Annotated in this window: 18 protein-coding genes and 2 pseudogenes; 8 read left to right on the plus strand and 12 right to left on the minus strand. The window is 60.8% G+C overall.

Annotated elements, in window-relative coordinates:
• Window positions 1–37 precede the first annotated feature (37 nt).
• Together HB376_RS23210 and HB376_RS23215 are read right to left on the minus strand one after the other, a co-directional pair.
• Entirely contained in the window at window positions 38–1,855 is a 1,818-nt protein-coding gene (locus HB376_RS23210; RefSeq protein ID WP_213766004.1) for an IlvD/Edd family dehydratase, read from the minus strand.
• Window positions 1,856–1,902: 47 nt separating this feature from the next.
• Window positions 1,903–2,190, minus strand: coding sequence for an NAD(P)-dependent oxidoreductase (locus HB376_RS23215; RefSeq protein ID WP_213766005.1), 288 nt, complete (start codon window positions 2,188–2,190; stop codon window positions 1,903–1,905).
• A 412-nt stretch (window positions 2,191–2,602) separates the two neighbouring features.
• On the opposite strand from HB376_RS23215, the gene HB376_RS23220 reads away from it, so the two are divergent.
• The 4 genes from HB376_RS23220 (at window position 2,603) to HB376_RS23235 (ending at window position 7,407) form a co-directional block, all read left to right on the plus strand.
• Window positions 2,603–4,000: an MFS transporter gene (locus tag HB376_RS23220; protein WP_346730553.1), complete on the plus strand. Its 1,398-nt coding sequence runs from the start codon at window positions 2,603–2,605 to the stop codon at window positions 3,998–4,000.
• 105 nt (window positions 4,001–4,105) lie between these two features.
• Complete coding sequence (locus HB376_RS23225; RefSeq protein WP_213766036.1) at window positions 4,106–5,101, plus strand: LacI family DNA-binding transcriptional regulator; 996 nt, start codon at window positions 4,106–4,108, stop codon at window positions 5,099–5,101.
• 149 nt (window positions 5,102–5,250) lie between these two features.
• Complete coding sequence (locus HB376_RS23230; protein WP_346730554.1) at window positions 5,251–5,994, plus strand: FadR/GntR family transcriptional regulator; 744 nt, start codon at window positions 5,251–5,253, stop codon at window positions 5,992–5,994.
• Window positions 5,995–7,407 carry an FAD-binding oxidoreductase gene (locus HB376_RS23235; RefSeq protein ID WP_213766006.1) on the plus strand — a complete coding sequence of 471 codons (1,413 nt, stop codon included), beginning with the start codon at window positions 5,995–5,997 and terminating at the stop codon, window positions 7,405–7,407.
• A 187-nt stretch (window positions 7,408–7,594) separates the two neighbouring features.
• Here the strand turns inward: HB376_RS23235 and HB376_RS23240 are convergent, their stop codons facing one another.
• The 5 genes and pseudogenes from HB376_RS23240 to tam form a co-directional block, all read right to left on the minus strand.
• Window positions 7,595–8,608: a 2-dehydropantoate 2-reductase gene (locus tag HB376_RS23240; RefSeq protein WP_255631513.1), complete on the minus strand. Its 1,014-nt coding sequence runs from the start codon at window positions 8,606–8,608 to the stop codon at window positions 7,595–7,597.
• A 317-nt stretch (window positions 8,609–8,925) separates the two neighbouring features.
• Window positions 8,926–9,678: pseudogene (locus tag HB376_RS23245) on the minus strand (alpha/beta hydrolase); the annotation flags it as partial.
• Window positions 9,675–10,709, minus strand: a complete 1,035-nt coding sequence (locus HB376_RS23250) for a M14 family zinc carboxypeptidase (protein ID WP_213766007.1) — start codon at window positions 10,707–10,709, stop codon at window positions 9,675–9,677. The pseudogene HB376_RS23245 and the gene HB376_RS23250, both read right to left, overlap by 4 nt.
• A gap of 73 nt (window positions 10,710–10,782) precedes the next feature.
• Complete coding sequence (locus tag HB376_RS23255; protein ID WP_213766008.1) at window positions 10,783–11,232, minus strand: hypothetical protein; 450 nt, start codon at window positions 11,230–11,232, stop codon at window positions 10,783–10,785.
• A gap of 136 nt (window positions 11,233–11,368) precedes the next feature.
• Window positions 11,369–12,139 carry a trans-aconitate 2-methyltransferase gene (gene tam, locus HB376_RS23260; RefSeq protein ID WP_213766009.1) on the minus strand — a complete coding sequence of 257 codons (771 nt, stop codon included), beginning with the start codon at window positions 12,137–12,139 and terminating at the stop codon, window positions 11,369–11,371.
• 460 nt (window positions 12,140–12,599) lie between these two features.
• Here tam and HB376_RS41760 point away from each other — a divergent pair.
• Window positions 12,600–12,743: pseudogene (locus HB376_RS41760) on the plus strand (LysR family transcriptional regulator); the annotation flags it as partial.
• A gap of 18 nt (window positions 12,744–12,761) precedes the next feature.
• Here the strand turns inward: HB376_RS41760 and HB376_RS23265 are convergent.
• On the minus strand, window positions 12,762–15,080 hold the full coding sequence (locus HB376_RS23265) for an FdhF/YdeP family oxidoreductase (protein WP_213766010.1): 2,319 nt from the start codon (window positions 15,078–15,080) through the stop codon (window positions 12,762–12,764).
• A 150-nt stretch (window positions 15,081–15,230) separates the two neighbouring features.
• Here HB376_RS23265 and HB376_RS23270 point away from each other — a divergent pair, with 150 nt between their 5' ends.
• On the plus strand, window positions 15,231–16,661 hold the full coding sequence (locus HB376_RS23270) for an aminotransferase class I/II-fold pyridoxal phosphate-dependent enzyme (RefSeq protein ID WP_213766011.1): 1,431 nt from the start codon (window positions 15,231–15,233) through the stop codon (window positions 16,659–16,661).
• Between the two features lie 4 nt (window positions 16,662–16,665).
• Entirely contained in the window at window positions 16,666–16,965 is a 300-nt protein-coding gene (locus tag HB376_RS23275) for a helix-turn-helix domain-containing protein (protein ID WP_213766012.1), read from the plus strand.
• Between the two features lie 119 nt (window positions 16,966–17,084).
• Here the strand turns inward: HB376_RS23275 and HB376_RS23280 are convergent, their stop codons facing one another.
• Together HB376_RS23280 and HB376_RS23285 are read right to left on the minus strand one after the other, a co-directional pair.
• Window positions 17,085–17,594 (minus strand): DUF1993 domain-containing protein, encoded by a 510-nt coding sequence (locus HB376_RS23280; RefSeq protein ID WP_213766013.1) that lies wholly within the window; start codon window positions 17,592–17,594, stop codon window positions 17,085–17,087.
• Between the two features lie 515 nt (window positions 17,595–18,109).
• Window positions 18,110–18,583, minus strand: coding sequence for a hypothetical protein (locus tag HB376_RS23285; protein WP_213766014.1), 474 nt, complete (start codon window positions 18,581–18,583; stop codon window positions 18,110–18,112).
• 360 nt (window positions 18,584–18,943) lie between these two features.
• On the opposite strand from HB376_RS23285, the gene HB376_RS23290 reads away from it, so the two are divergent.
• Window positions 18,944–20,467: a sensor domain-containing diguanylate cyclase gene (locus tag HB376_RS23290; protein ID WP_213766015.1), complete on the plus strand. Its 1,524-nt coding sequence runs from the start codon at window positions 18,944–18,946 to the stop codon at window positions 20,465–20,467.
• Window positions 20,468–20,590: 123 nt separating this feature from the next.
• Here HB376_RS23290 and HB376_RS23295 read toward each other — a convergent pair whose 3' ends face one another.
• Entirely contained in the window at window positions 20,591–20,911 is a 321-nt protein-coding gene (locus tag HB376_RS23295; RefSeq protein ID WP_213766016.1) for a DUF4148 domain-containing protein, read from the minus strand.
• A 90-nt stretch (window positions 20,912–21,001) separates the two neighbouring features.
• Window positions 21,002–22,003, minus strand: a complete 1,002-nt coding sequence (locus HB376_RS23300; RefSeq protein ID WP_213766017.1) for a LysR family transcriptional regulator — start codon at window positions 22,001–22,003, stop codon at window positions 21,002–21,004.
• Window positions 22,004–22,101: the final 98 nt, after the last annotated feature.

Consider the following 22,101-nt stretch of genomic DNA (forward strand, 5'->3'; position numbering starts at 1 on the left):
GGTTTCCAGAAGGATGATGGCCAGGCGTCGGTGCGCCTTAGTGGTTGTGGCGCGATTCGCCGCGCGTCTCGACGATGTTCAGGTACAGCGTGGCCGGTTCGAGGCAAGCGCCGCTGCCTTGCTGCCCGACCATGCTCCGGTAGATTTCTTCCCACGGTGTCATGTTCTTCAGCACAGGCGGCTTCCAGGCCGCGCGGCGTTCGGCAAGTTCAGCCTCGGGGATCATCAGGTCGACCTTGCGCGTCTTCAGGTCGATGCGAATCCTGTCGCCCGAAACCAGCAACGCAAGGCCGCCGCCAACGGCCGCTTCCGGCGATACATTGAGAATGGACGGACTCGCCGACGTACCGCTCTGACGGCCGTCGCCGAGCGTAGGCAGGGTGTCGATACCGCGTTTGAGCAGAGCCGCCGGCGGCTGCATGTTGACCACTTCCGCGCCACCCGGAAAGCCGACTGGACCGCAGTTACGGATCACGAGAATCGAACGTTCATCGACGCCGGTTTCCGGGTCTTCAATGCGCGCGTGATAATCCTCAGGGCCTTCGAACACGACCACTTTACCCTCGAAGACATCGGGATGATCCGGGTCGGCGAGGAAGCGCTTGCGGAACGCCTCGTCGATCACGCTGACCTTCATGACGGCGCTGTCGAAGAGGTTGCCTGACAGCACGACGTACCCGGCTGACTCCTTCAACGGGTTCGCGTACGCACGAATCACCTCGCGATCGGGCGCGGGCACAGCGGCGAGATCTTCGGCCAGCGTGCGCCCCGTCACCGTGCGCACGGCGCCGTTGAGCCTGCCCGCATCCAGCAGTTCCTTCATCACGGCCGGCACGCCGCCGGCCCGATGAAACGCTTCGCCGAGGAAGCGTCCGGCGGGCTGGCAGTCCACCAATAATGGCACCTCGGGACCGAGCCGCTGCCAGTCTTCCAGCGTGTGATCGACACCCATGTGACGCGCGATGGCGATCATGTGAATCGGACAATTCGATGAAGCGCCGAGCGCGGCCGCCGCGACCACGGCGTTCTCGAATGCGCCCTTGGTCATGACGTCCGACGGACGCAGATTCTCCGCCACCATGCCGACGATACGCTTACCAGTTGCATACGCCATCCATCCACGCTCGCGATGCGGCCCGGGAATCGCCGCGCAACCGGGCAGCGACATGCCGAGCGCTTCAGCAAGCGAGTTCATGGAGAGCGCCGTGCCCATCGTGTTGCAATGCCCGACCGAGGGCGCGGAAGAAGCCACCATGTCCATGAAACCGGGGTAGTCGATCTCGCCTGCGGACAAGCGCTTGCGAGCGTCCCAGATCACCGTCCCGGAGCCGGCAAGCTTGCCGTGATACCAGCCGTCGAGCATCGGTCCGCCCGACAGCACAATGGCGGGAATGTTGACCGTAGCGGCGGCCATCAGGCACGCGGGCGTGGTCTTGTCGCAGCCGGTGGTGAGGACCACGCCGTCGATCGGATACCCGTGCAGGATTTCAACGAGACCGAGATAAGCGAGGTTGCGATCGAGCGCGGCGGTGGGGCGCTTGCCTGTTTCCTGGATCGGATGCACAGGGAATTCGAGCGGAATGCCGCCTGCGTCGCGGATGCCGTCGCGTACGCGGCTCGCAAGCTCGATGTGATGACGGTTGCAGGGGGCGAGATCCGAACCCGTCTGCGCGATGCCGATGATCGGCTTGCCCGACTGCAGCTCTTCGCGCGTGATCCCGTAGTTCATGTAGCGCTCGAGATAGAGCGCGGTCATGCCGGGGTCGGCGGGATCGTCGAACCAGCGGCGGCTGCGCAGACGCGGTGTGGCGGTGTCGTTTGTGTCGTTTGTATGGGTGGGGTTGGACGGGTTCATAAGCGTGAATGTCTCAGGTTTGTTTTGTAGGGGGGCGGCTGGGCGGCTTAGCGGGTGTATTGAGTGTATTGCGTGTATTCGGTGAGCAGCGGTTCGCCGTTGAAGAGCGCTTGTAGATTGTCTCGAACGAGGCTGGCCATTGCCGTACGGGTTTCTACTGTCGCGCTGGATCTGTGCGGTTGCAGCATGACGTTGTCGAGCTCGGCGAAGCACGGATCAATCGATGGTTCATTCCAGAATACATTGCGTGCCGCGCCGCCGAAGCGATGGTCGCACAGATGTTGCAAGAGCGCAGGTTCGTCGCTGACGCTGCAGCGAGCGATGTTGAACAGCATGCCGCATGCGCGGATGGACCCGAAGATTTTCCCGCCGATGCTTGCTTGGTTCGGTTGGGGTGAACCTGACAAAACAGGCGGATGTCATGTCGTTCCAATTGACGCATGTCATCTTCTGAATACCGGTCGACCACCCGTAAATCCGGCTTGCGCACGTTGTTTCCTCATGCTAAATTGGTTTTCATTTGTTACCGGTAACAGTATCAAAAGCATACCGGGATGTCCAGAATAAAAGAGACACGACAGAGCGGGTACCGCCGACGTCATGACAAACGCGGCATGGCCAACGCGAACCAACGCGAGGCCCGCGCGAACACTACGAATTTTTATCTGCTGCGCGGCGGTTCGGAACCCGCGCGGCTTTAGAACGTAGATGCATAAAGAGGCGTAAGCCAATAATCAGGAGACAGAAGTGAATTCTCAGCCGTCAACCCTCGCAGGCGATCCAAGGCCATCGGGCAACGAGCATGCCGATATCGCGTCCACACCCGTTTCAGCCCGGCAGTTACAACGGGCAACGCTTACAGGTGCCGTGGGAAGTGCACTTGAATACTATGACTTTGCGATTTACGGCCTCGCGTCCGCGCTTGTGTTCGGCCATATCTTTTTTCCATCGCTGGGCGCGACCGCCGGTTTGATGGCGAGCTTCGCGACCTATGGCGCGGGTTTCCTCGCGCGCCCGTTCGGCGGCCTGTTCTTTGGTTCGATCGGTGACCGGAAAGGGCGCAAGTTCGTGCTGCTTGCGACTATTGCCATCATGGGTGCATCGACTACGCTGATCGGCTGTTTGCCTGCCGGTTCATGGGGTGCGGTACTGCTGGTGCTGTTGCGGCTTGCGCAAGGTTTCGGCGCGGGGGCGGAACAGGCCGGCGCCTCGACGCTAATGGCTGAAGTTTCGCCTATCAAGCGGCGCGGTTTCTTCGCGGCATTGCCGTTCGTCGGCGTGTTCGCCGGGCTGGCGCTTGCAACGTTCACGTTCAGCGCCATGCAAAAGCTGCTCGGCGACGAAGCCATGCTTTCATGGGGATGGCGCGTGCCGTTTCTCGGAAGTGTCGTATTGATCGGCGTTGCAATCTGGATTCGCCTGCGCCTGCGTGAAAGTCCGGTGTTCGCGAAGCTGGAAGCATCGCGCGAAGTGATCCGCTCGCCGATGAAAACCGTGATAGCCACGGCGCGCCGTCCTTTGCTTGCGGCGACGCTGATGCGTTTTGCGGAGCAGGGCGGTTCGACTATCTACAACACGATCGTGATTGCGTTCCTCGGCGGTTTTGTCGCAACGAAGATTGGCGTGCCGCGAGGCGAACTCGCTGCGATCGGTACGACTGGGGCGTTGATTGCGAGCATCGTCAGTATTGTCACCACGCCGCTGTTTGGCGCGCTGTCAGACCGGATCGGACGCCTGACGGTTTATCGTGGCGGCGCGATCTTCCTGCTGATCTGGTCAGTGCCTTCATGGTGGATGATCAGCACGGGCAATCCGGTCTGGGTCACCGTTTCGATGGTGGGTGGTCTGGCGTTTGGCGCCAACAGCATGCTTGGTGCGCAGTGCGCCCACTTTACCGAGCTCTTCGGCAACCGCTATCGCTATTCGGGCGTCGCCTTGGCTCGCGAACTGGGCGCGGTTTTATCAGGCGGCATTGCACCGTTGCTCGGTGTCTATCTGATTGGTTTGTCGGGCGGCGCGTTCTGGGTGATGGGCGTGTATATGGCGGTGCTGTGCGTGTTGACGCTTGTCGGTACGTTCCTTTCCACCGAGACGCGCGAGCGCGATCTGACCTTGCTTAACGACGCCGTGGGCAAGGGCAGTTAGAGCATCCATGCGCCCCCGCGGGTTAATCCGCGCCGGCTCGCGCGGTATGATATCGGGCGTTATTCAACGAGATCAGGCGAGTCAATGTCAGAGTTCATGCCGACGATGGCGGATGTCGCGCGCGAGGCCGGTGTGTCGAAGATGACGGTGTCGCGCGTGCTGGCCGACCGCGATGTATCCGTAGCCATGCGCGAGCGCGTGCTCGCGGTGATCAAGAAACTGGGCTATGTGCCCGATGCATCGGCGGGAACGCTGTCGTCCGGGCGCTCGCCGTTTATCGTGGCGCTGGTGCCGTCCATGTCGAGTTCGAACTTCGCGGATACTGTCCACAGCCTGAACGCGACAGTGACCGCGCATGGCCTGCAACTTCTTCTCGGCGACACCGACTACGACCCGAAGCAGGAAGAACAGCTGCTGCGCGTGATGCTCGCGCACCGGCCGGAAGGCGTGATGTTGACCGGATCGTTTCACACCGTTGCCACCCGCGCGATGCTCAAGCGTTCGAAGGTTCCGGTCGTCGAAACATGGGATGTGCCGCGCACGCCGATCCAGCAGGCGGTGGGATTTTCCAACGTCGATGCCGCTTGCGAAATGATGCGGCATCTTCATGGGCGGGGGTATCGTCGGATAGGGTTTATCGGCGGTGCGACCGGGCTTGACCGTCGCGGCCTGGACCGGCAAGCGGGGTATCGGCAGGGCTTGCGTTTGTTCGGGCTCGGTGAGGCGAGGGTGATCGCGCATGGCGCTTCCCCCGTGACCATGAGCCACGGCGGCGAGGCGTTCTCGCGGTTGCTGGATGCATGGCCGGATACTGACGCCGTGATGTGCGTGAGCGATATGTCGGCGTTCGGCGCGCTGATGGAATGCCACCGGCGCGGGATTTCGGTTCCCATTCAGATGGCGGTGGCCGGGTTCGGAGACTTCGAAGTGTCGCGATATTGCTATCCGAGCATTTCGACGGTGGCGGTCGATCCCTACGCGATCGGGCGCATCGCGGGCGAGATGTTATTGGCTGGGGCGGCTGCTCGCAAGAACGGGTTGGAAGGGCTTTCGGAGAAACGGCGAGTGGAGTTTCAGGTGGTCGCGAGGGAGAGTACCTGAGGCCGAATTAATATCGGTCTGGCGGCAGGGTGCGAACGGAAGCCGGCTTACCTCGGCGACGTCAGGATCTTTCCCATTCACTCGCCAAAAGTTTTCATATAACATGCAAACCGGATAACCTGAAACAAACGGCTGAAGCCCGGAGCCCCGTGACAAAAGCCCTAACCCTGACTCAGCAAGTCGCCCAGCAAATGACTGGCGACATTCGCGATGGGATTTACCCGGTAGGCACCAAGCTCCCGTCCGGCAAGGATCTGGCGGTGCGCTTCGGCGTCAGCCAGTCCGTCATCCGCGAAGTGACGGAGCGCTTGCGCTCGAATGGGCTGATCGACAGCCGGCAGGGCGCGGGTTGTACGGTGAAGGCGCGCACGGAAACGGGCGGTTTCCGCGTCCCTCACGCGGTCGGCGCGGACCGGGCGGACCTCGCTGACGTCTATGAGCTGCGGCTCGATCTGGAAGGCGCAGCAGCGGCGCTGGCTGCCGTGCGGCGGACTGACGCCGACATTGACGCGCTGGCGGCCATTCTCAAATCGCTCGCCGACAACCTCTACACCCCGGACCACGCGGTGGAGCTGGACATTGCGTTCCACGTCGCGATTGCCGATGCCACCCACAACCGCTACTACGTCGATCTGCTCCAGTACCTCAACTTGCAGATCCGCCAGGCGGTGCAGACGGCTCGTACGCATTCGCTCGCGCGTCAGCGTCTGCCCGATGAAGTGCATCGCGAACACGTGCGCGTATTCGACGCGATCCGCGCCGGTGATCCTGTGGCCGCGCGCATCGCGGCGACCTCGCATTTGCAGAACGCGGCCGCTCGCCTGAACCTCACGATCCGCGGACGTGACGCACTCAACAGCGCCGCCACCCCAAGTCCACTGACGAACGAATAAATGACCGACTCCTCTTTCCCCCAACGTCTGATCGACAAGCTCGGACCCGACGCCGTTATCACGGCCGCCGACGACATCGCACCGTGGCTGTCGGACTGGCGCGGCATGTACACCGGCCACGCACAAGCGGTCGTGCGCCCGTCGAGCACGGAAGAGGTTGCCGCGGCCCTCGCGCTCTGCTCGGACGCTCGCGTCCCGGTCGTACCGCGCGGTGGCAACACGGGCCTGTGCGGTGGCGCCACGCCCGATGCCAGTCCTGTGAACGTGATCCTGAGCCTGGACCGGATGCATGCTGTTCGCAGTATCGATACGATCGGCAACACGATGGTCGCGGAAGCCGGCTGTATTCTCGGCAACCTGCGGCGAGTCGCAGCCGACGAACACCGCCTGCTGCCGCTCAGTCTCGCCGCCGAGGACTCGTGCCAGTTGGGCGGCAATTTGTCGACGAACGCGGGCGGCGTCAATGTCGTGCGCTATGGCATGACGCGGGAACTGGTGCTCGGACTCGAAGCTGTCCTGCCGAACGGCGAGATCTTTCACGGCCTGCGCACGCTGCGCAAGGACAACACCGGTTACGACCTGAAGCAGTTGATGATCGGCGCGGAAGGGACGCTCGGCGTCATCACCGCCGCGGCATTGCGGCTCTATCCGCGCAACGACGTGCGCGTGGTTGTGCTGGCGGCCGTGAATTCGTCGCAGCAGGCGCTGGATCTTTTCGAACTCTTGTTCGAACGTGGCGGCCCGCGCATGCAGGCGTTCGAATTCTTCACCGCCGAATGCCTGGACATGGTGCTTGAACAAGTCGATGGCATGCGCGCGCCGTTCGCCGAGCGTCATCCGGCTTACGTGCTGATCGAGCTCGCCGATACCGTCGATGAAGCCGCGTTGCGCGAGCTTGTGGAAACGGTCATTGGCGAGGCGCTCGAACGCGAGTTATGCATTGATGCTGCGGTATCCGAATCAATTGCGCAGGTGAACAGCATGTGGCGGCTTCGCGAGGAAATCTCCGAAGCGCAGCGCGCCGATGGTCCGCATGTGAAGCATGACGTCTCGCTGCCGATTGCTTCCATTCCGGCGTTTCTTGCCTCGGCGGGCGAGCGCATCGACAAGCATCACGCCGGCGTGCGCCTGATCGTGTTCGGTCATTTCGGCGATGGCAATCTTCATTACAATCTCTCGCGTCCGGTAGGCGCGCCGCGCGATTTCTTCAAGCTTCATGGCGACGGATTGACGGCAGAAGTGCTGGACGAAGTGGCACGTTATGGCGGCAGCATCAGCGCGGAACATGGCATCGGACAACTCAAGCGCGAGTATTTCAGCCGCTATAAAGACCCGCTGGAAATCCGGCTCATGCGCGAGATTCGAAAGGTATTCGATCCTCACGGCATCATGAATCCGGGCAAGATTTTCTGACAAGAACATGGGCGCTCGCTGGTTATCGCGAGCGCCTGCCAAACGCATTGATACGATAAAAAAACGTCCCGCCCGGCAACGTTATGCCCCGGCATTCTTGACGAGGTAGTGACATGAACATAGCCGCTGCATTCGCCTTACGCTCTGGCGCTTACCAGAGAGAACGTTATATGAAGCGAGCAGATGCCTAGCGCGTCGGTGAGTTGACCTTACTGACCAGATTGGCATTCAACTGACCGGCAAGCCCATACAGCATGCTAAGAAACGGCACCGGGATTCCAGCCTTCGCGGCCAGCTCATGAGGTGCACCCAGGATCGCTTCGACCTCCAGCTCACGGCCCGCTTCCACGTCCTGCAGCATCGACGTCTTGAACGCACCGAGCTTGCGTGTTTGCGCATTACGCGCCTGTGTTGTCATGTTCAGTTCAATACCGATCTCTTCGCCGATCCGCCGCGCCTCTTCCATGATCGACACGACAAGCTGCGCCGTCAACGGGTCGTCGAGAATCACGTTGGCGGTCGAGCGCGTGATCGCGCTGATGGGGTTCATGGTCATGTTGCCCCACAGCTTGGCCCAGATATCGCTGCGAATCTGGGTCGACGCCGTTACGTCGAATTGAGCGAGACGGAGCAATTCGATAGCACGGGCCGCCTGATCGGTGACGCCCGCAGCGGCAGGCCCGACAATAAGCTGGTTGCCATTGCCCTTTTTAATCACGCCGGGACCGGCTATTGAAGAGGAAAGATGCACGACACAGCCCGAGACCTGCGACGGCGGCAGGGCCGTGGACACCACACCTGCCGGATCGACCGATTCGAGGCGCTGCCCTTCAAGATGGCCACCGAATGAGTTCAGGAACCACCAGGGCACCCCGTTCATTGCTGAAACAATGTGTGTACCCGCGTTCACGAGCGGCGCCAATGAACTGGCGGCCTGTATCAGCGCGGGTCCTTTCAGGCAGATGAACAGCAGGTCCTGCGCCCCGAGCGAGCCGGGTTGATCGGTCGCGTTGACATCGACCACATAACGGTCGTCGCCTTCCATGACAGTCAGGCCATTGCTTTGTATGGCGTCAAGATGCGACCCGCGCGCAAGGAGGTTCACTGGGACGCCGGCACGCGCCAGACGAGCCGCAACGATACCGCCGATAGCGCCACCGCCAACCACGGTGATTTTGATGGATTGTTGATTCAAATTCAAATCTGTCCCCTGTATGAAGCGTCGATATGAGCGACGCGTCGAATGAGCGCGGCAAGGACATTCTCCCCAGCGCCATGCGCAGGCGAACACTGTAGCGAATCTCGCGTGGTGCGTTTCACGATTTTATCGGTGATGGGCCGCGTCTTTCCACGCATGGAATGCCTGATGACCTGAATCTCGCAGGCACGGTACAGCGCCATCGCAAAGCGAAAGCGTGAGCAATCGTGGTTCCGTGAGAGAGCAGCCGGTGGTTCCGACGGATCGGGGCGCCTAGCGGACACAACCGGAGGTTTATCCGCCAGACTTTCCAAGTTGCGCAGCCAGTCGGCGATCGCCTTGCTGGTCCAGAGCGGATCGTCGTGGGGCAGGTCATGTCCAGCCCACGCATGCACGGCGTGAGCTGTTCCCCAACGAGCCGCTATGCGCGTGGAGCAGACCGGATTGACCAACCGGTCCGCCTTCGATGAAAGCAGCAGCGTAGGGCAAGCGGGCGCATGATTGCCGGCACGAAAGCGCGCCGCCGCCCACAACTGGCGCAGACCGTTCGCCGCGCTCACTCCGGCGCTCTGCCTGATCGCGGCCCATGCGGCGATATCGGCGGACTGGGTGTCCACCCGATTGCAGGTCAGGTCATGGACAATCGTCTCGCACTTCATGGGATTCGCCCATGAAGCGGCGACGCGCATGAGCGCGGGCCAGACCTCGGGTCGAAGGCGCTCGGTCATGGCGCTAAACGGCCGCATGCTGGTATTGATGAGCACCAGCCGCTCGATCTCTTCCGGATGGCGCTGCGCCCAGCCGGTCGCGACCATCCCGCCCAGCGACATGGCAACCAGCCGATACGGCGGCGGCAACCCGGCACCGGCCGCACGCGAGCGGACGAACTTCACCATCTCGGCCACATCGAGTGGAGCGCTCAGCGCGTTTTCGCGGCCGTTCCCGGGCAGGTCAAGCAGCGTGATGCTGTGTGCATCGCCGCTGAAATCCGCTTCAACACGCAGTTGCTCGGGAAACGATCCCCAGTGACGACCCTCGCGCGTAAGTCCGCGCAGCAAGATCCATGTGCTCATCGTGAGGATTTTCGCTGCCAGTGTTCAATGGCGCGCTCAAGAATCTGTTTTCTCGCGTCGCCCTTGGGGAGCCATCTATTCGATGCAAACGCCGCGCGGGTCAGGAAGTCCAGGAAGTTGGCGTGACGGCGCAAGACCCGTTCGACCCGATGCGCCTTGACCGGGTTGAACATGCCGAGGCGCGAGAAGATCTGGCTGGGATTTTTCCGGATCCAGCGCCATGAACCCAGTTCCAGGGTCATCGGTAGGAATACGTTGGGCGCGGGCGTCTGGTCGTAGGCACAGTCCCACAAATCGCCGTGAAGCAGGTATTGGTGGCTTTGCGGTTCGAACGCGTAGCCGTGATGCGGATAGGCTTGTTCGAACATGGTCTTGAGCTGATACATCTCGGGGAGATGGGGCATTTGCTGCTTCGTTCGCGCGTAAGGGAACCAGATGCTGTCGTCCCAGCCGTAACCTGAATGACAGTCGAGCGCAAGGCTGAGCGGGCGGCTCATGAGTTCCTGCTTCACGACGTCGAGCAACGCGGCGCTCTCGAGTTCCAGAGACCCCTGGACCGGACCGCGATACCACGGCAACCACGAACCAATACGCTGGCCGCCCGCAAGGAAGGGGACGCGCCCTTCAGCGCTTTGAGGGGCATTGCGCATCAGGTCGACACCGTTCGGATTCGAGCGGGTTTGTGCCCACATGCCCCCCGGATTCACGATCGGCATGAAGACGAGCCGCACCGAGCGTAACTGTTCGTGCAGCAGTTCGTCCCACTCGAGGCGCCGTAGCAGCGCGCGCATGTAGTCGAGGATCAACTGCGTACCGATGCGCTCCAGGCCGTGTACGCCGCCAAAAAAGCCAATGGCGGGCGCTTCGGGATCGTTCGATCCGATCGCGGCAGTAAGGATTGGGAAGGAGTGTGCGCCGGCGCGTACTTCGCCCACTGTGCGCGATTCAAAGCGTGCGCTGCCGGCCGCGAGGATGGCATTGAGGTCATCGAACTCCGCAAAGCTTGTGGAGGCTACGCTTAATGGTCTCATGCCCACGGCCTGTTTTTCGATGCGTCCTGAGGCGGCCGGAAACAGAGTGGCCGCCTCAGGACGCCTGGTACGCTCAGGACTTGCCTGGCCTTCCTGTTTTGACTGTCTCGACAGCGGCAACAGCCGCAGTGAGTTGCTCGATGTTAGCGCGCTCAAGTATGAGCAAACCCGCCCGCAAGAGCTCGCCTTTTTTGACGTGCACGCCGTTGGCGAGGCATTTTTGCTTCAACAGGCCGATTTTGTCGTAATCGGACTTGGGCATCGTAAAGCTGTCACGCACGACCTTCTCTTTTTTCGGCCGTTTGATTTTTTCTTCGGATGCAGCGGACTCGACAGGCGCCGCTTTGATTTTCGTTTTAGCAGGCGCTTGCGCGGCCTTACCCTGGGGTTCCTTTGCTACCTCGACCGCTGCTTTGGCGGTTGACTTGCGTTTGCTTGCTGCCGGTTCGGCAGCAGCCGTTTCCGTCGTCTTGGGAAAATGAAAAGCCTTCTTGCTTGGGGCCTTCGTAGCGGGTCCGGGCATGAAATCTCCAGTTGAGTAAAGGTATAAACAGTATATACGCTTTTCGAAATGGCTCGCGCGAGGGTTTCTAGGCGTGTGTCCATGAGCGATTTACCGGGTTCGCCGATGCGAACAACGGTCAATTCCAGTTCCAGGCCTAGCGGACGGCGATCACGAACAATCGGGGGAACGGCAGCAGCACCGTCCCGTCCGCCAACGCGGGATAAGCCAGCCCAACCGCCGTCTTGTAACGCTCCAGAAACGCCAGCCGTTCATCTTCAGCAAGCGGTTCCAGAAACGGCCGCAGACCGCTTCCCTTGAACCACTCGACGACCGCGTCCGCGCCACCCGCCAGCGCGTGATGATAAGTAGTCCGCCAGACATCCGGTTTCGCGCCGCAAGAACGAAGCAGTTCGAAATACCACGCCGGACTGGCCATCGGCGTCCGGGCCTTTGCAACCTCCGAGAGCTTGCCGGCCCAGGGGCCGTCGGCTGCAACCTCACGCATCAGCCGATGTGCCGGCTCCTCGAGATTGTCCGGCATCTGAACCGCGAGACTGCCGCCAGGTGAAAGCTTCGCGACGAGCGCGGGAAACAAGCTGGCGTGATCGGGCAACCACTGCAGCACTGCGTTCGCGAGGATCACATCGAACGGACCGGGGGCATTCCACGTCTTGATATCGGCGATCTCGAAGTGAACTTGCGGCAGCCGCTTGGCGGCTGCTTCGATCATGTCCGGTGAGCTGTCAAATCCGCTTGCCGTAGCGTTGGGAAAGCGCGCTATGAGCGCTTCGGTCGAATTGCCGGGACCACATCCTATGTCCACGACAGTGCGCGCATCGATGTCCGGAACGGCAGCGAGCAGATCGCGTATGGGACGATTACGCTCGTTTTCAAAGGTTACATATTGCTTGGCAGACCAGCTCACTGTGTAATTCCTCGATAGATAGATGACAGTGCCGCGCGGTTTCGACGGGCTTCATTCAGTAGCCGGACACCGCGGGCGTCAATGTTCAAGCTTCGACTCGATTTGACTAAGGTACAGCATGAGTGCAACCGGTCGCAGGTTCTAACGCGGGTGAACATGCGTTGCCGGTTATAAAACCATTAGTGGTCGTGTAAGGTTTGCAAGCCGATGTCCTGTCCGTCGTCGCACGCTGTCGGAGAGGTGCGCAGCATTTGCAAGGGGGATTCGTCTTGCGTAGATAGGGGGGGTTTCTCTGCGGGAAGGGGTATGGGCCGCTAGTTTACGCACCGCAGATGTCCTGCGTAAAAGGAATTTATTATTCTAATGGGTTCATTTTTCTTATGAAAATCGGCATCCTCGGCGTTCAGGGCGTTTGTTGTCGTCACCGAGGCGCGAATGGGCTCGGCTTGCAGTCGTTGTAGAAGTTTAGTGGAGTTCGACGGCGGTCGGGCTGGTGGCCGAGCGTATTGCCGCGGCGGCGGTGCCGCGGCTCGCCGTGCAAAAAGGCGCGTATCCGACGCAAGCCCTTTACGACATGATCAAGGTGCGCGCGGTACCCGCGAAAGGGCAACGCGCTCCGGCATCAAGCCGCTTCGAGTTGCTTCTCGGAAGAGGCGCACAACAACACCGGAATGGACTTCGACGTCGGCGTCCCCGCGCCATCGGCAACACTCGACAGCGGCACGAGCGGATTCGTTTCCGGGTAATACGCGCCGAGGCAACCGCGCGGAATGTCATAAGCGACCAGCAGGAAACTATCCGCGCGCCGCTCGACGCCGTCGTCCCATACGCTCGTGATATCCACCCGTTGACCTGCTTCGAACCCCAACATCTCAATGTCCAACTGATTGGCGAACAACACGCGCCGCTGGCCGTACACACCGCGATAACGGTCATCGAGACCATAGATTGTCGTGTTGTACTGATCGTGTGAACGGGTGGTCATGAGCGTCATCAGCCGCTCACCGTGAACTGTCCGCGCACGATGAATCGGGGTATCGAATTCAATGCTGTGCACGAGGAATTGTGCCTTGCCGCTCGGCGTATTCCATACGCGCTCGCGCGATGCCACACCCAGATGAAATCCTCCCGGATGCTTGAGCCGCTCGTTGTAATTCTCAAAGCCAGGGATCACTTTCTCGATGCCGTCGCGAATCAGCGCATAGTCGTTCGCGTGCGCGAGCCAGTCAACCTTGGCGCTGCCGAGCGTGGCCAGCGCCATGCGCGCGACGATCGCAATCTCCGACAACAGGTTCGGCGAAGCCGGGCGGTTCATGCCGTACGAAATGTGCACCATGCTCATGGAGTCTTCCACGCTCACGCCTTGCGCCACGCCGTTCTGCATGTCGATTTCCGTGCGGCCGAGCGTCGGCAGGATCAGCGCATCGCGGCCATGAATCAGGTGGCTGCGGTTCAGCTTGGTCGTGATATGCACGGTCAGATCGCATGAGCGCATGGCTTCCCATACGCGCGGCGTATCAGGCGTCGCAATCGAAAAATTGCCACCCAGCCCGATGAACACCTTCAGCTTGCCGGCGAGCATTGCTTCGATTGAACGCACGACGTCGTAGCCATGTTCGCGCGGCGGCTCGAAGTCGTACGCGGCGCCGAGCCGGTCGAGGAACGCTTGCGTCGGCTGCTCTTCGATTCCAACCGTGCGGTCGCCCTGCACATTCGAATGCCCGCGCACCGGGCACAGTCCCGCACCCAGCCGGCCGATGTTCCCGCGCATCAACATCAGGTTCGAGAGAAGCTGCACGGTTGGCACCGAATTCTTGTGCTGCGTAAGACCCATGCCCCACGTCGAGATGACGGCACGCCCGCGTGCGTAGATATCGGCGAGTTGCAGGACTTCATCTTTCGGCACGCCCGATTCCGCCACGATCGCATCCCAGCTTTCGGCGCGCAGGTCTTCGGCGAAGGCGTCGAAACCGACCGTATGCTCGGCGATGAACGCGATATCGAGCACGCGCGGCAAGCCTTGCACGAGCGCTGCATCGTCGAGTTCGATCACGCGTTTGGCCACGCCTTTGATCAACGCAAAATCCCCGCCAATTTTCGGCCGGATAAACACCGAACTGATTTTCGTGCTGCCGCCCGTGAGCATCTCGACCGGATGCTGCGGACTCGCGAAGCGTTCGAGACCGCGTTCACGCAGCGGGTTGATCGAGACGATCGTGGCGCCGCGTTTTGCGCACTCGCGCAGTTCTCCCAGCATCCGCGGATGGTTCGTCGCCGGATTCTGGCCGAAGAGCAGCAGGGTATCCGCGTGTTCGAAATCCTCGAGCGTCACGGTTCCCTTGCCTACGCCCACGGTTCCCGGCAGACCCCGGCTCGTCGCTTCGTGGCACATGTTCGAGCAGTCGGGGAAGTTGTTGGTGCCGTACATACGCACGAATAGCTGATACAGGAACGCGGCTTCGTTGCTCGCGCGGCCCGAGGTATAGAACGCGGCGCGATCGGGGTTATCGAGGCGATTCAGGTGGTCCGCGATCAGCGCGAACGCGTCGTCCCACGCAATGGGCACGTAGCGGTCACGTCCTGCGTCGTAGACAAGCGGATCGGTCAGGCGGCCATGCTGTTCAAGCTCGTAATCCGACTGCGCCATCAACTGTTCGACGGTATGTTCTTCGAAGAATGCGGGCGTGACGCGCTTGCTGGTGGACTCGGCCGCCACGGCTTTCACGCCGTTTTCGCAGAATTCGAACGTGGACGCATGTTCGCGATCCGGCCACGCGCAGCCGGGGCAATCGAAGCCGTCTGGCTGGTTCTGACCGAACAGCGTGCGGTAATTTCCGCCCGAGACCTTCTCCTTGAGGAGATTGAGGGCGACGTACTTGAGCGCGCCCCAGCCGGCTGCGGGGTGCGTGTACGGTTCAATGCGAGGTTCGGGTTTTTTCACAATGCCTGCCGCGGATCCATGAGGGTTTTCACCAATGATCCGAGACTACTGTGTTCCGAAAATAACGCGGTATACAGAAAAATAGATAAACGAGGAGTACAGTTTGGGGTTTGCCGGGCTCGGCCAACCCCTTTTGCTCATTCACCTACCGTGACGCTCTACGAAAAACTGGCGGCCGAGATCGAGGAAGCCGTACGACGCGGCGTGTTCGCCGTGGGCGAGCGTGTGCCGTCGGTGCGTCAGGCAAGCGCCCAGCATGGCGTCAGCATAAAGACGGTCCTGCATGCCTACGCGCTGCTGGAGAGCCGGGGCATGCTGGAAACCCGGCCGCAGTCGGGCTACTTCGTGCGCGAACTGCCTGCGCCGCAAGCGGTCAGTCAGGCCGCCTCGCAGCCACCGCCGGTTGCATCGAAAGTCGATGTCAGCCGCCTGGTCTTGTCCACGCTTCGCTCCATCCGCTCGCAGGACGCCACGCCGCTGGGGTCGCCTTATCCGGACCCATCTCTGTTTCCCTGGCGTCGTATTAATCAGTTGGCGAACGCTATTGCGCGCCGACATTCAAGCTGGAACCTGATGGACGACCTGCCGCCCGGCAACCCCGAACTGATCCGCCAGATCGCGCGGCGTTACGCGGAGAACGGCGTGCCCGTTGACCCCGACGAGATTGTAATCACCGTCGGCGCCACCGAGGCTATCAACCTGAGTTTGCAGGCCGTGGCGAAACCGGGCGACACCGTCGCGGTCGAATCGCCAACTTATTACGCGATGCTCCACGCAATCGAGCGCCTCGGCATGCGGGCGATCGAAGTGCCGACGCATCCGGCCGAAGGTATCGACATCGACGCACTCGCGATCATCATCCGCGAACACCGGATCGCCGCGTGCATGGTCATGCCGAACTTCCAGAATCCCCTGGGCTTCGTGATGTCGGATGCGAACAAAGAGCGGCTTGTCGGCCTGCTCGCCGCCCATGAAATACCGGCGATCGAGAACGATGTGTACCAGGAGCTGTACTACGGTGAAGCCCGTCCGTCCGCGCTCAAGAACTTCGATAAAAAGGGCCTGGTGCTGCATTGCGCGTCGTTTTCGAAGAGCCTGACGGCGTCTTACCGGATCGGCTGGGCGATGCCCGGGCGCTACCGCCGCGAAGTGGAAAAGCTCAAGTTCCTGAACACGCTGACTACCCCTTCGGTGCCGCAGGTTGCGGTGGCTGACTACCTTCGGCAGGGCGGTTATGACCGTCATCTGCGGCATGTGCGCAAGGTGTATCGGCAGCAGGCACGCCTTATGATTGCAATGGTCACGCGCTTCTTTCCCGCCGGCACGCAGACGTCAACGCCGATGGGCGGCTATGTGTTGTGGGTTCAGTTACCCGGTAATGTCGACTCGATGCTGCTTTACGAAGCCGCGCTCGCGCTCGGGATCACGATCGGACCTGGCACCATGTTTTCATCGCGCGATGCCTTCCGTCATTTCATCCGGCTCAACTACAGTTACCCCTGGAACGCGCAGACGGAAGCGGCGGTGAAGACGCTGGGCGAACTGGTCGCCGGCATGGCGCGCGAAAAAATTGGAGGTTAAGAATATGGACGATGAGATCGACCCGGCGCTGATCGCGATTCTCGCGCAACTATGGCGGGCGGCGCGGGAGACCCCCGGACGGGCGTGGTCGCTGGCGAAGTTATCGAAGCAATCAGGCGTGCCGATGAGCAGCCTGAGACGTCACTTGACCGCGCTGTCCGACGCGGCATTGCTGGATCCGGCCGATCCGGATACCACCCGTGAAACCGCCGCGAATACGCCCACGGCCGCGTTGAGCGAAGCAGGCCGCGAGTTATGCGCGCAACTATTCGCCCAAGCGCCCCCGGAGATCGACAAGCTCTGAACGATCGTGCGTCTGCGCGAGCGCTATTGGCGATTGCCGATTGGCGGTCAGTCAGGCCGCAACGGACAGCGTCAAAGCCCGTTGCGGCCTGATGCCCATGCGCTCGATCAATAGCTCGATCAATAAGCGCCCATGTAGTCGCGCTTGCCGATATCCACGCCGTTGTGGCGCAGGATTGCATACGCCGTCGTCACGTGGAAGAAGAACTGCGGCAGGCCGTAGTGTTGCAGGTAGGCGCTGCCGGCGAGCTTCTTCTCTTTCGGCGTACCCGGACGCAGCACGATTTCCTTGTTTTCGCTACCTTCGAATTGCTCGGCATTGAACGTGCCGATGTAAGCCAGCGCCTTGGACACCAGTGCTTGCAGATCGGCGAACGTGACTTCGGTATCGGGCCACGACGGCACTTCCACGCCGGCCAGGCGCGAGGTCACGCCTTTGGTGAAGTCAGCGGCGATCTGCACCTGGCGCACCAGCGGAAACATGTCCGGGAACAGACGTGCTTGCAGCAGCGCGTTCGGGTCGATGTTCTTTTCGGCGGCGTGTGTTTCTGCTTTCTTGAGCACGTCGGACAGGGCGGTCAGCATCTGCTTGAAAACCGGGACGGACGTGCTGTACATGGAAATGGTCATGGTCACTCTTTCAGTCGATGAGGGGTTGCCGGCGCGAACGATGCCGCGCCGGCCTGTTTTATCTTGTTTAATCTCGGGACAGTCCTGGACAGGCGATTGAACCGGCTAGCCACGTGCCTGACAATGCGGCTTGACCTGTCCGCCCTGGGTTTGCTTCGGAGCAAACCGTGGCGTAGTCGGAACGCTGCACCCAGCCCGGTGCCGCGCAAGATTATAAGCGCGCCGTGACCAACGCCGGATTGCACGTGATTCCGGGGTTAGCGGTTGCGGGTCATGCGCTTTCGCGCCCAATCTTGCACGTTAGCGGATGGTGTTTCGTACTCCGTACGCCGGATCTTCTAACGCGCTGCGTTGAACCTCAAAACCGGTTGGCCGGCGATTAGCGGCCCAATGTCGAAACGGCGGACAACACTCGCCCCTCGAAGCGGTTTTCTGCTTCGATTTCCCCCGATTGCAAATCCGGCGCCAATCCGATGCCGATGCAATCCGCGATAAACGCGAAGGGTCAAGCAGTCTTACGCAGACACGTCCGCGGCAACTTTTGAATAGTCGCAAAACTCCCGGAAATCGCTCGCTAATATCTGCAATAGCCCGGTGCCTTTACGTCCGGTGGCACGATAAAGTTCGCCGTCGCGGCGGCCTGCCTCCATGCCTTTGCCGAAAGCCTCCGAACTCATGATCGCGCTGTCGATCGATTGGGTGAACGATGCCGGGTTATCGGGAAAAATCAATGCGATGACAAGGCCGGCGGCCACGAGCGGAACACCGGAGTCTTCAATTTGCCACGCCGCGCAGATCGGCAGGCAAAACCCCTGAAGATAGCCAGCCAGCTTCGCTTCCAGATCAGCAGGCAGCGCGTGGTAAGCAAGTTGTGAATGTGCAATGGCGGGAAGCGTGAGCGCCGCGACAATTGCCGCAATCTTGCGCGCCGTTGCCAGTTCTTTGGTGTCTTGCGTCACTTCATGGACTTGAAATAGCGGTTGGAACATCGACGCCTCCTTATGAGCCTGGTTTTCCACGGAAACACCGGGTACGGGGTTGATGGAATATGATTCGTAACGCGGGAAACAGCGGTGGGGTGGCGCGTTCTCCGTTGGAAACCCGCCCGCCAATAATGGCGTGTGCATGACGGCATGGCAAATGAACCGCCGAGCCGGTAGTTAGCGGTAGTACTGATAGAGTGACGCGAGGTATGAAGCGGATAGTGATGTTCTTCGCATGGAGGTTTGGCGGCGGGATGTCGGTCTGACATTAGTTGAGCGTGAGATCCGCGGATGCATCGAAGCTGATCCGGCGGGACCAGGGACGGGAACCGTGTCCTCTATCAAGCAGGAAAGACCGTAACCATAATGACAAAAGCAGAGCAATCCAGCTGCGTCGGCATCGTGAGCCGCATCAAGCGTGGTCTGTCGACATCCGTTGCTGTCGCTTCGTGTGGCGTTTTTATTGCAGTTGTCATGGTGGGCCTGTGCGGCGTGGTCCTGTATCAGAGTCGCCAGGATGCGCTGGAGCATACCCGCGACACGTTGCGTGATATCGCCGTCATCGCACAGCGCGATATAGAACGCAATCTCGAACTTTACGAACTGTCGCTGCAAGCCGTGGTCGATGGGCTTCAACAAGCGGACGTGATGGCCCTGTCGCCGCACATGCGCCGCGAAGTACTCTTCGACCGCGCAGCCAGCGCGAAATATCTTGGTTCCATGCTGGTGATCGATACGCTCGGCAACGTCGTCATCGACTCCGGCAGCGACACGCCAAGAGCGGGTAATTTCAGCGACCGGCCGTATTTCACGGTTCAACGCGACAATCCCCATGCGGGTCTCTATGTAAGCGATCCGTACCTGTCTCGCTTGCGCAACGGCACGCCAAGCATCGGCCTGAGCAGACGGCTCTCCAACCCGGACGGATCGTTTGCTGGGATCGTGCTTCTCGCGGTGAATATCGCGTATTTTCACGACTTGTTCGCCGGCTTGTCGCTGGGTCCGCGCGGATCGATTTCGCTGATCGGAAGCGACGGCTCCATGCTGATGCGGCAGCCGTACGATCCCAGTGTTATCGGGCGAAACATCAAGGACGCCGCTACGTTCAAGCAGTTTTTATTGGCGCCGGAGGGGAGCTTCATCGAAAAGTCGTCAATCGATGGTGATCGCCGCCTGTATTGGTTTGCCAACTTTCCGCACGCGCCTCTCATCATCATGGTGGCGGCGTCCGAGACGGATATCTACGCTTCATGGCGGCGCCGTGCTCTTACGATCGGGTCGCTGATGGCCGTGTTCGGCGCGGCGTTCATTGCGCTCTCCATTTTGCTCGGGATGCAATTGCGGCGGCGCATGCGGGCTGAGTCGGCGCTGGAATTGCTCGCGAGAACGGACGGCCTGACCGGACTGAACAACCGCCGCAGTCTTGGCGAGATACTTGAACTTGAGTGGCGTCGCGCGAAACGCTCGCGGAGCGTGCTGTCGCTGCTGTTCGTCGATATCGATCGATTCAAGGCTTACAACGACACCTACGGCCATCAGGCCGGCGACGATACCCTGGCGGCGGTCGCACGCTGTATTGCCGACAATATCCGGCGTCCGTCCGACAGCGCTGCACGGTATGGAGGAGAGGAGTTTATTGTCGTGCTTCCCGATACATCGGCGCTTGGCGCTTCGCTGATCGCGGAGAAGATCCGGTCCGCTATTTGCGCATGCCATATCGAGCACGCGGGCAGCGAGTATGGATGCGTGACGGCCAGTATTGGCGCGGTGAGCCGTGAACCGCAAATGGACGACGATCTGACGACGGTGATCAAAGCCGCGGACGAGGCCTTATACAACGCGAAGGCGGCCGGCCGGAACAAGGTGTCGAGTGCTGAGTCAGAGGCGTGATGCGTTCGATCACGACCGCAGTTTATTCAACGGCGGTTCCCGCGCATCGGGGCGCGGGAACCGCCCGATCAGTTCGGGCTTTCGCCGGAAACCAGCGGCTGACTTGATTAACGGGTGTCCATCTTAACGGGTGTACATCGCGTTCCAGTCAGCGGCCGATACGCCGGGGCGACCCGAAGCCGATGTGCCGTTGGCGCTGCCGCCATAGCTGGTTGCTGCGCCGGTCGCCGCGCTGTGTTGAACGGCAATGCGTGCTTCCGCAGCCTGGATGTCCTCGGGATAACGCGTGTTATCGCCATCACCCGCGTGATACCCGGCTTGTGCAAGCTGGTTCAGTTCCGCGCGAACTTGCGCACGGGTGACCGGCGCGTTCGACTGAGCGAACGATGCAACAGGTGCGGAAAGCACGGCTACGGCAATAACGGCTTGAATCAGGGACTTCATGATGACTTACCTCTCGTTTAGGTCTTGGTCCGGTGCGAGCAGTCTTGTTCGCAACCGGTGACTCAAGTCTAGGTAAGCGCACCTTTAAGATTAAGATATCTGTCCGGAAGGCATTGTTATGAAATCGGGTGGGAAAGTTTCGTCGGCCTTGACTGACTTGGTGCTGGCGACATGCGCGAGAACCGCTTCATCGCGCGCGATCATGGCGGGCAGGTAAGTGCGCAGGAAATCAATCCACGTTCGCGTCTTTGCATCGACGAAGCGGCGTGACGCGTAAAGCGCATAGATATTCGTCTTCTGCAAAATGTGCTGGTCCAGGATGCGGACCAGCGAGCCGTTGCGCAAGCCCTCTACGGCGGCATACAGCGGCAGCATGCCGATGCCAAGGCCTTCGCGAATCGCCACCGCGAGCGACTCTGCAATATTCACTTGCACCGGGCCGCTTATGTTCATCGTCTGAACGCCGTCGGGACCGTCGAGTGTCCACTCATTGGCCGGAAATGCAGGCGTATGCAGCGTCAGGCACTGATGCTGCGCGAGATCAGCAGGCCGCTCGGGCATACCCTGCAAACGTACATACTCAGGCGATGCGCACAAGATGCTGAAGGTGGCGCCGAGCGGCTGCGAAACCATCTCGGAGTCGGGCAGCGACGCCGCCGAGATGATCGCCACGTCGCTGGTTCCCTCGAACAAATCAGGCATGCGTTGCGACAGTGTCAGGTCGACCGAGACGTCCGGATATTGCCGCCGATACTGCGCAATCGCCGGCAGCACGTAATGCTGTCCGATGCTCGCGAAGCTGAACATGCGCAACGTCCCGGACGGATGTTCGTGCGCGCAGCTTGCCTCTTCTTCAGCACCGTCTATGTCTGCAAGGATCTGCAGGCATCGTTTCAGATAACGCTCGCCCGCTGTCGTGAGCGAGAGCTTGCGGGTGGAGCGCGTCATGAGGCGAGTGCGCAGATGCTCTTCAAGTTCGGAGACGGCACGTGACATTGCGCCGGTGCTTGAATTCATGCTGAGCGCGGCTGCCGTGAAGCTGCCCGATTCGACCACGCGCGCAAAGACGCGCATGTTTTGTAGCGTATCCATCAGAACCTTGTGTTGGCGAAGAGGGCCGAATTGTCTGCCTGCGGCACGCAGACATTGTTGCGAAATCCGGAGAAGCGGGTTGTGGCGCGGCGGCTTAA

This window comes from Caballeronia sp. dw_19, assembly GCF_018449515.1.
GTDB lineage: Bacteria > Pseudomonadota > Gammaproteobacteria > Burkholderiales > Burkholderiaceae > Caballeronia.

What these genes read in the sequence shown, in the direction of transcription:
- HB376_RS23210 (WP_213766004.1), bottom strand. Translation starts at nt 1,855, where the DNA reads ATGAACCCGTCCAACCCCACCCATACAAACGACACAAACGACACCGCC.
- HB376_RS23215 (WP_213766005.1), bottom strand. Translation starts at nt 2,190, where the DNA reads ATGCTGTTCAACATCGCTCGCTGCAGCGTCAGCGACGAACCTGCGCTC.
- HB376_RS23225 (WP_213766036.1), top strand. Translation starts at nt 4,106, where the DNA reads ATGGCGGATGTCGCGCGCGAGGCCGGTGTGTCGAAGATGACGGTGTCG.
- HB376_RS23235 (WP_213766006.1), top strand. Translation starts at nt 5,995, where the DNA reads ATGACCGACTCCTCTTTCCCCCAACGTCTGATCGACAAGCTCGGACCC.
- HB376_RS23250 (WP_213766007.1), bottom strand. Translation starts at nt 10,709, where the DNA reads ATGAGACCATTAAGCGTAGCCTCCACAAGCTTTGCGGAGTTCGATGAC.
- HB376_RS23255 (WP_213766008.1), bottom strand. Translation starts at nt 11,232, where the DNA reads ATGCCCGGACCCGCTACGAAGGCCCCAAGCAAGAAGGCTTTTCATTTT.
- HB376_RS23275 (WP_213766012.1), top strand. Translation starts at nt 16,666, where the DNA reads ATGGACGATGAGATCGACCCGGCGCTGATCGCGATTCTCGCGCAACTA.
- HB376_RS23280 (WP_213766013.1), bottom strand. Translation starts at nt 17,594, where the DNA reads ATGACCATTTCCATGTACAGCACGTCCGTCCCGGTTTTCAAGCAGATG.
- HB376_RS23285 (WP_213766014.1), bottom strand. Translation starts at nt 18,583, where the DNA reads ATGTTCCAACCGCTATTTCAAGTCCATGAAGTGACGCAAGACACCAAA.
- HB376_RS23290 (WP_213766015.1), top strand. Translation starts at nt 18,944, where the DNA reads ATGACAAAAGCAGAGCAATCCAGCTGCGTCGGCATCGTGAGCCGCATC.
- HB376_RS23295 (WP_213766016.1), bottom strand. Translation starts at nt 20,911, where the DNA reads ATGAAGTCCCTGATTCAAGCCGTTATTGCCGTAGCCGTGCTTTCCGCA.
- HB376_RS23300 (WP_213766017.1), bottom strand. Translation starts at nt 22,003, where the DNA reads ATGGATACGCTACAAAACATGCGCGTCTTTGCGCGCGTGGTCGAATCG.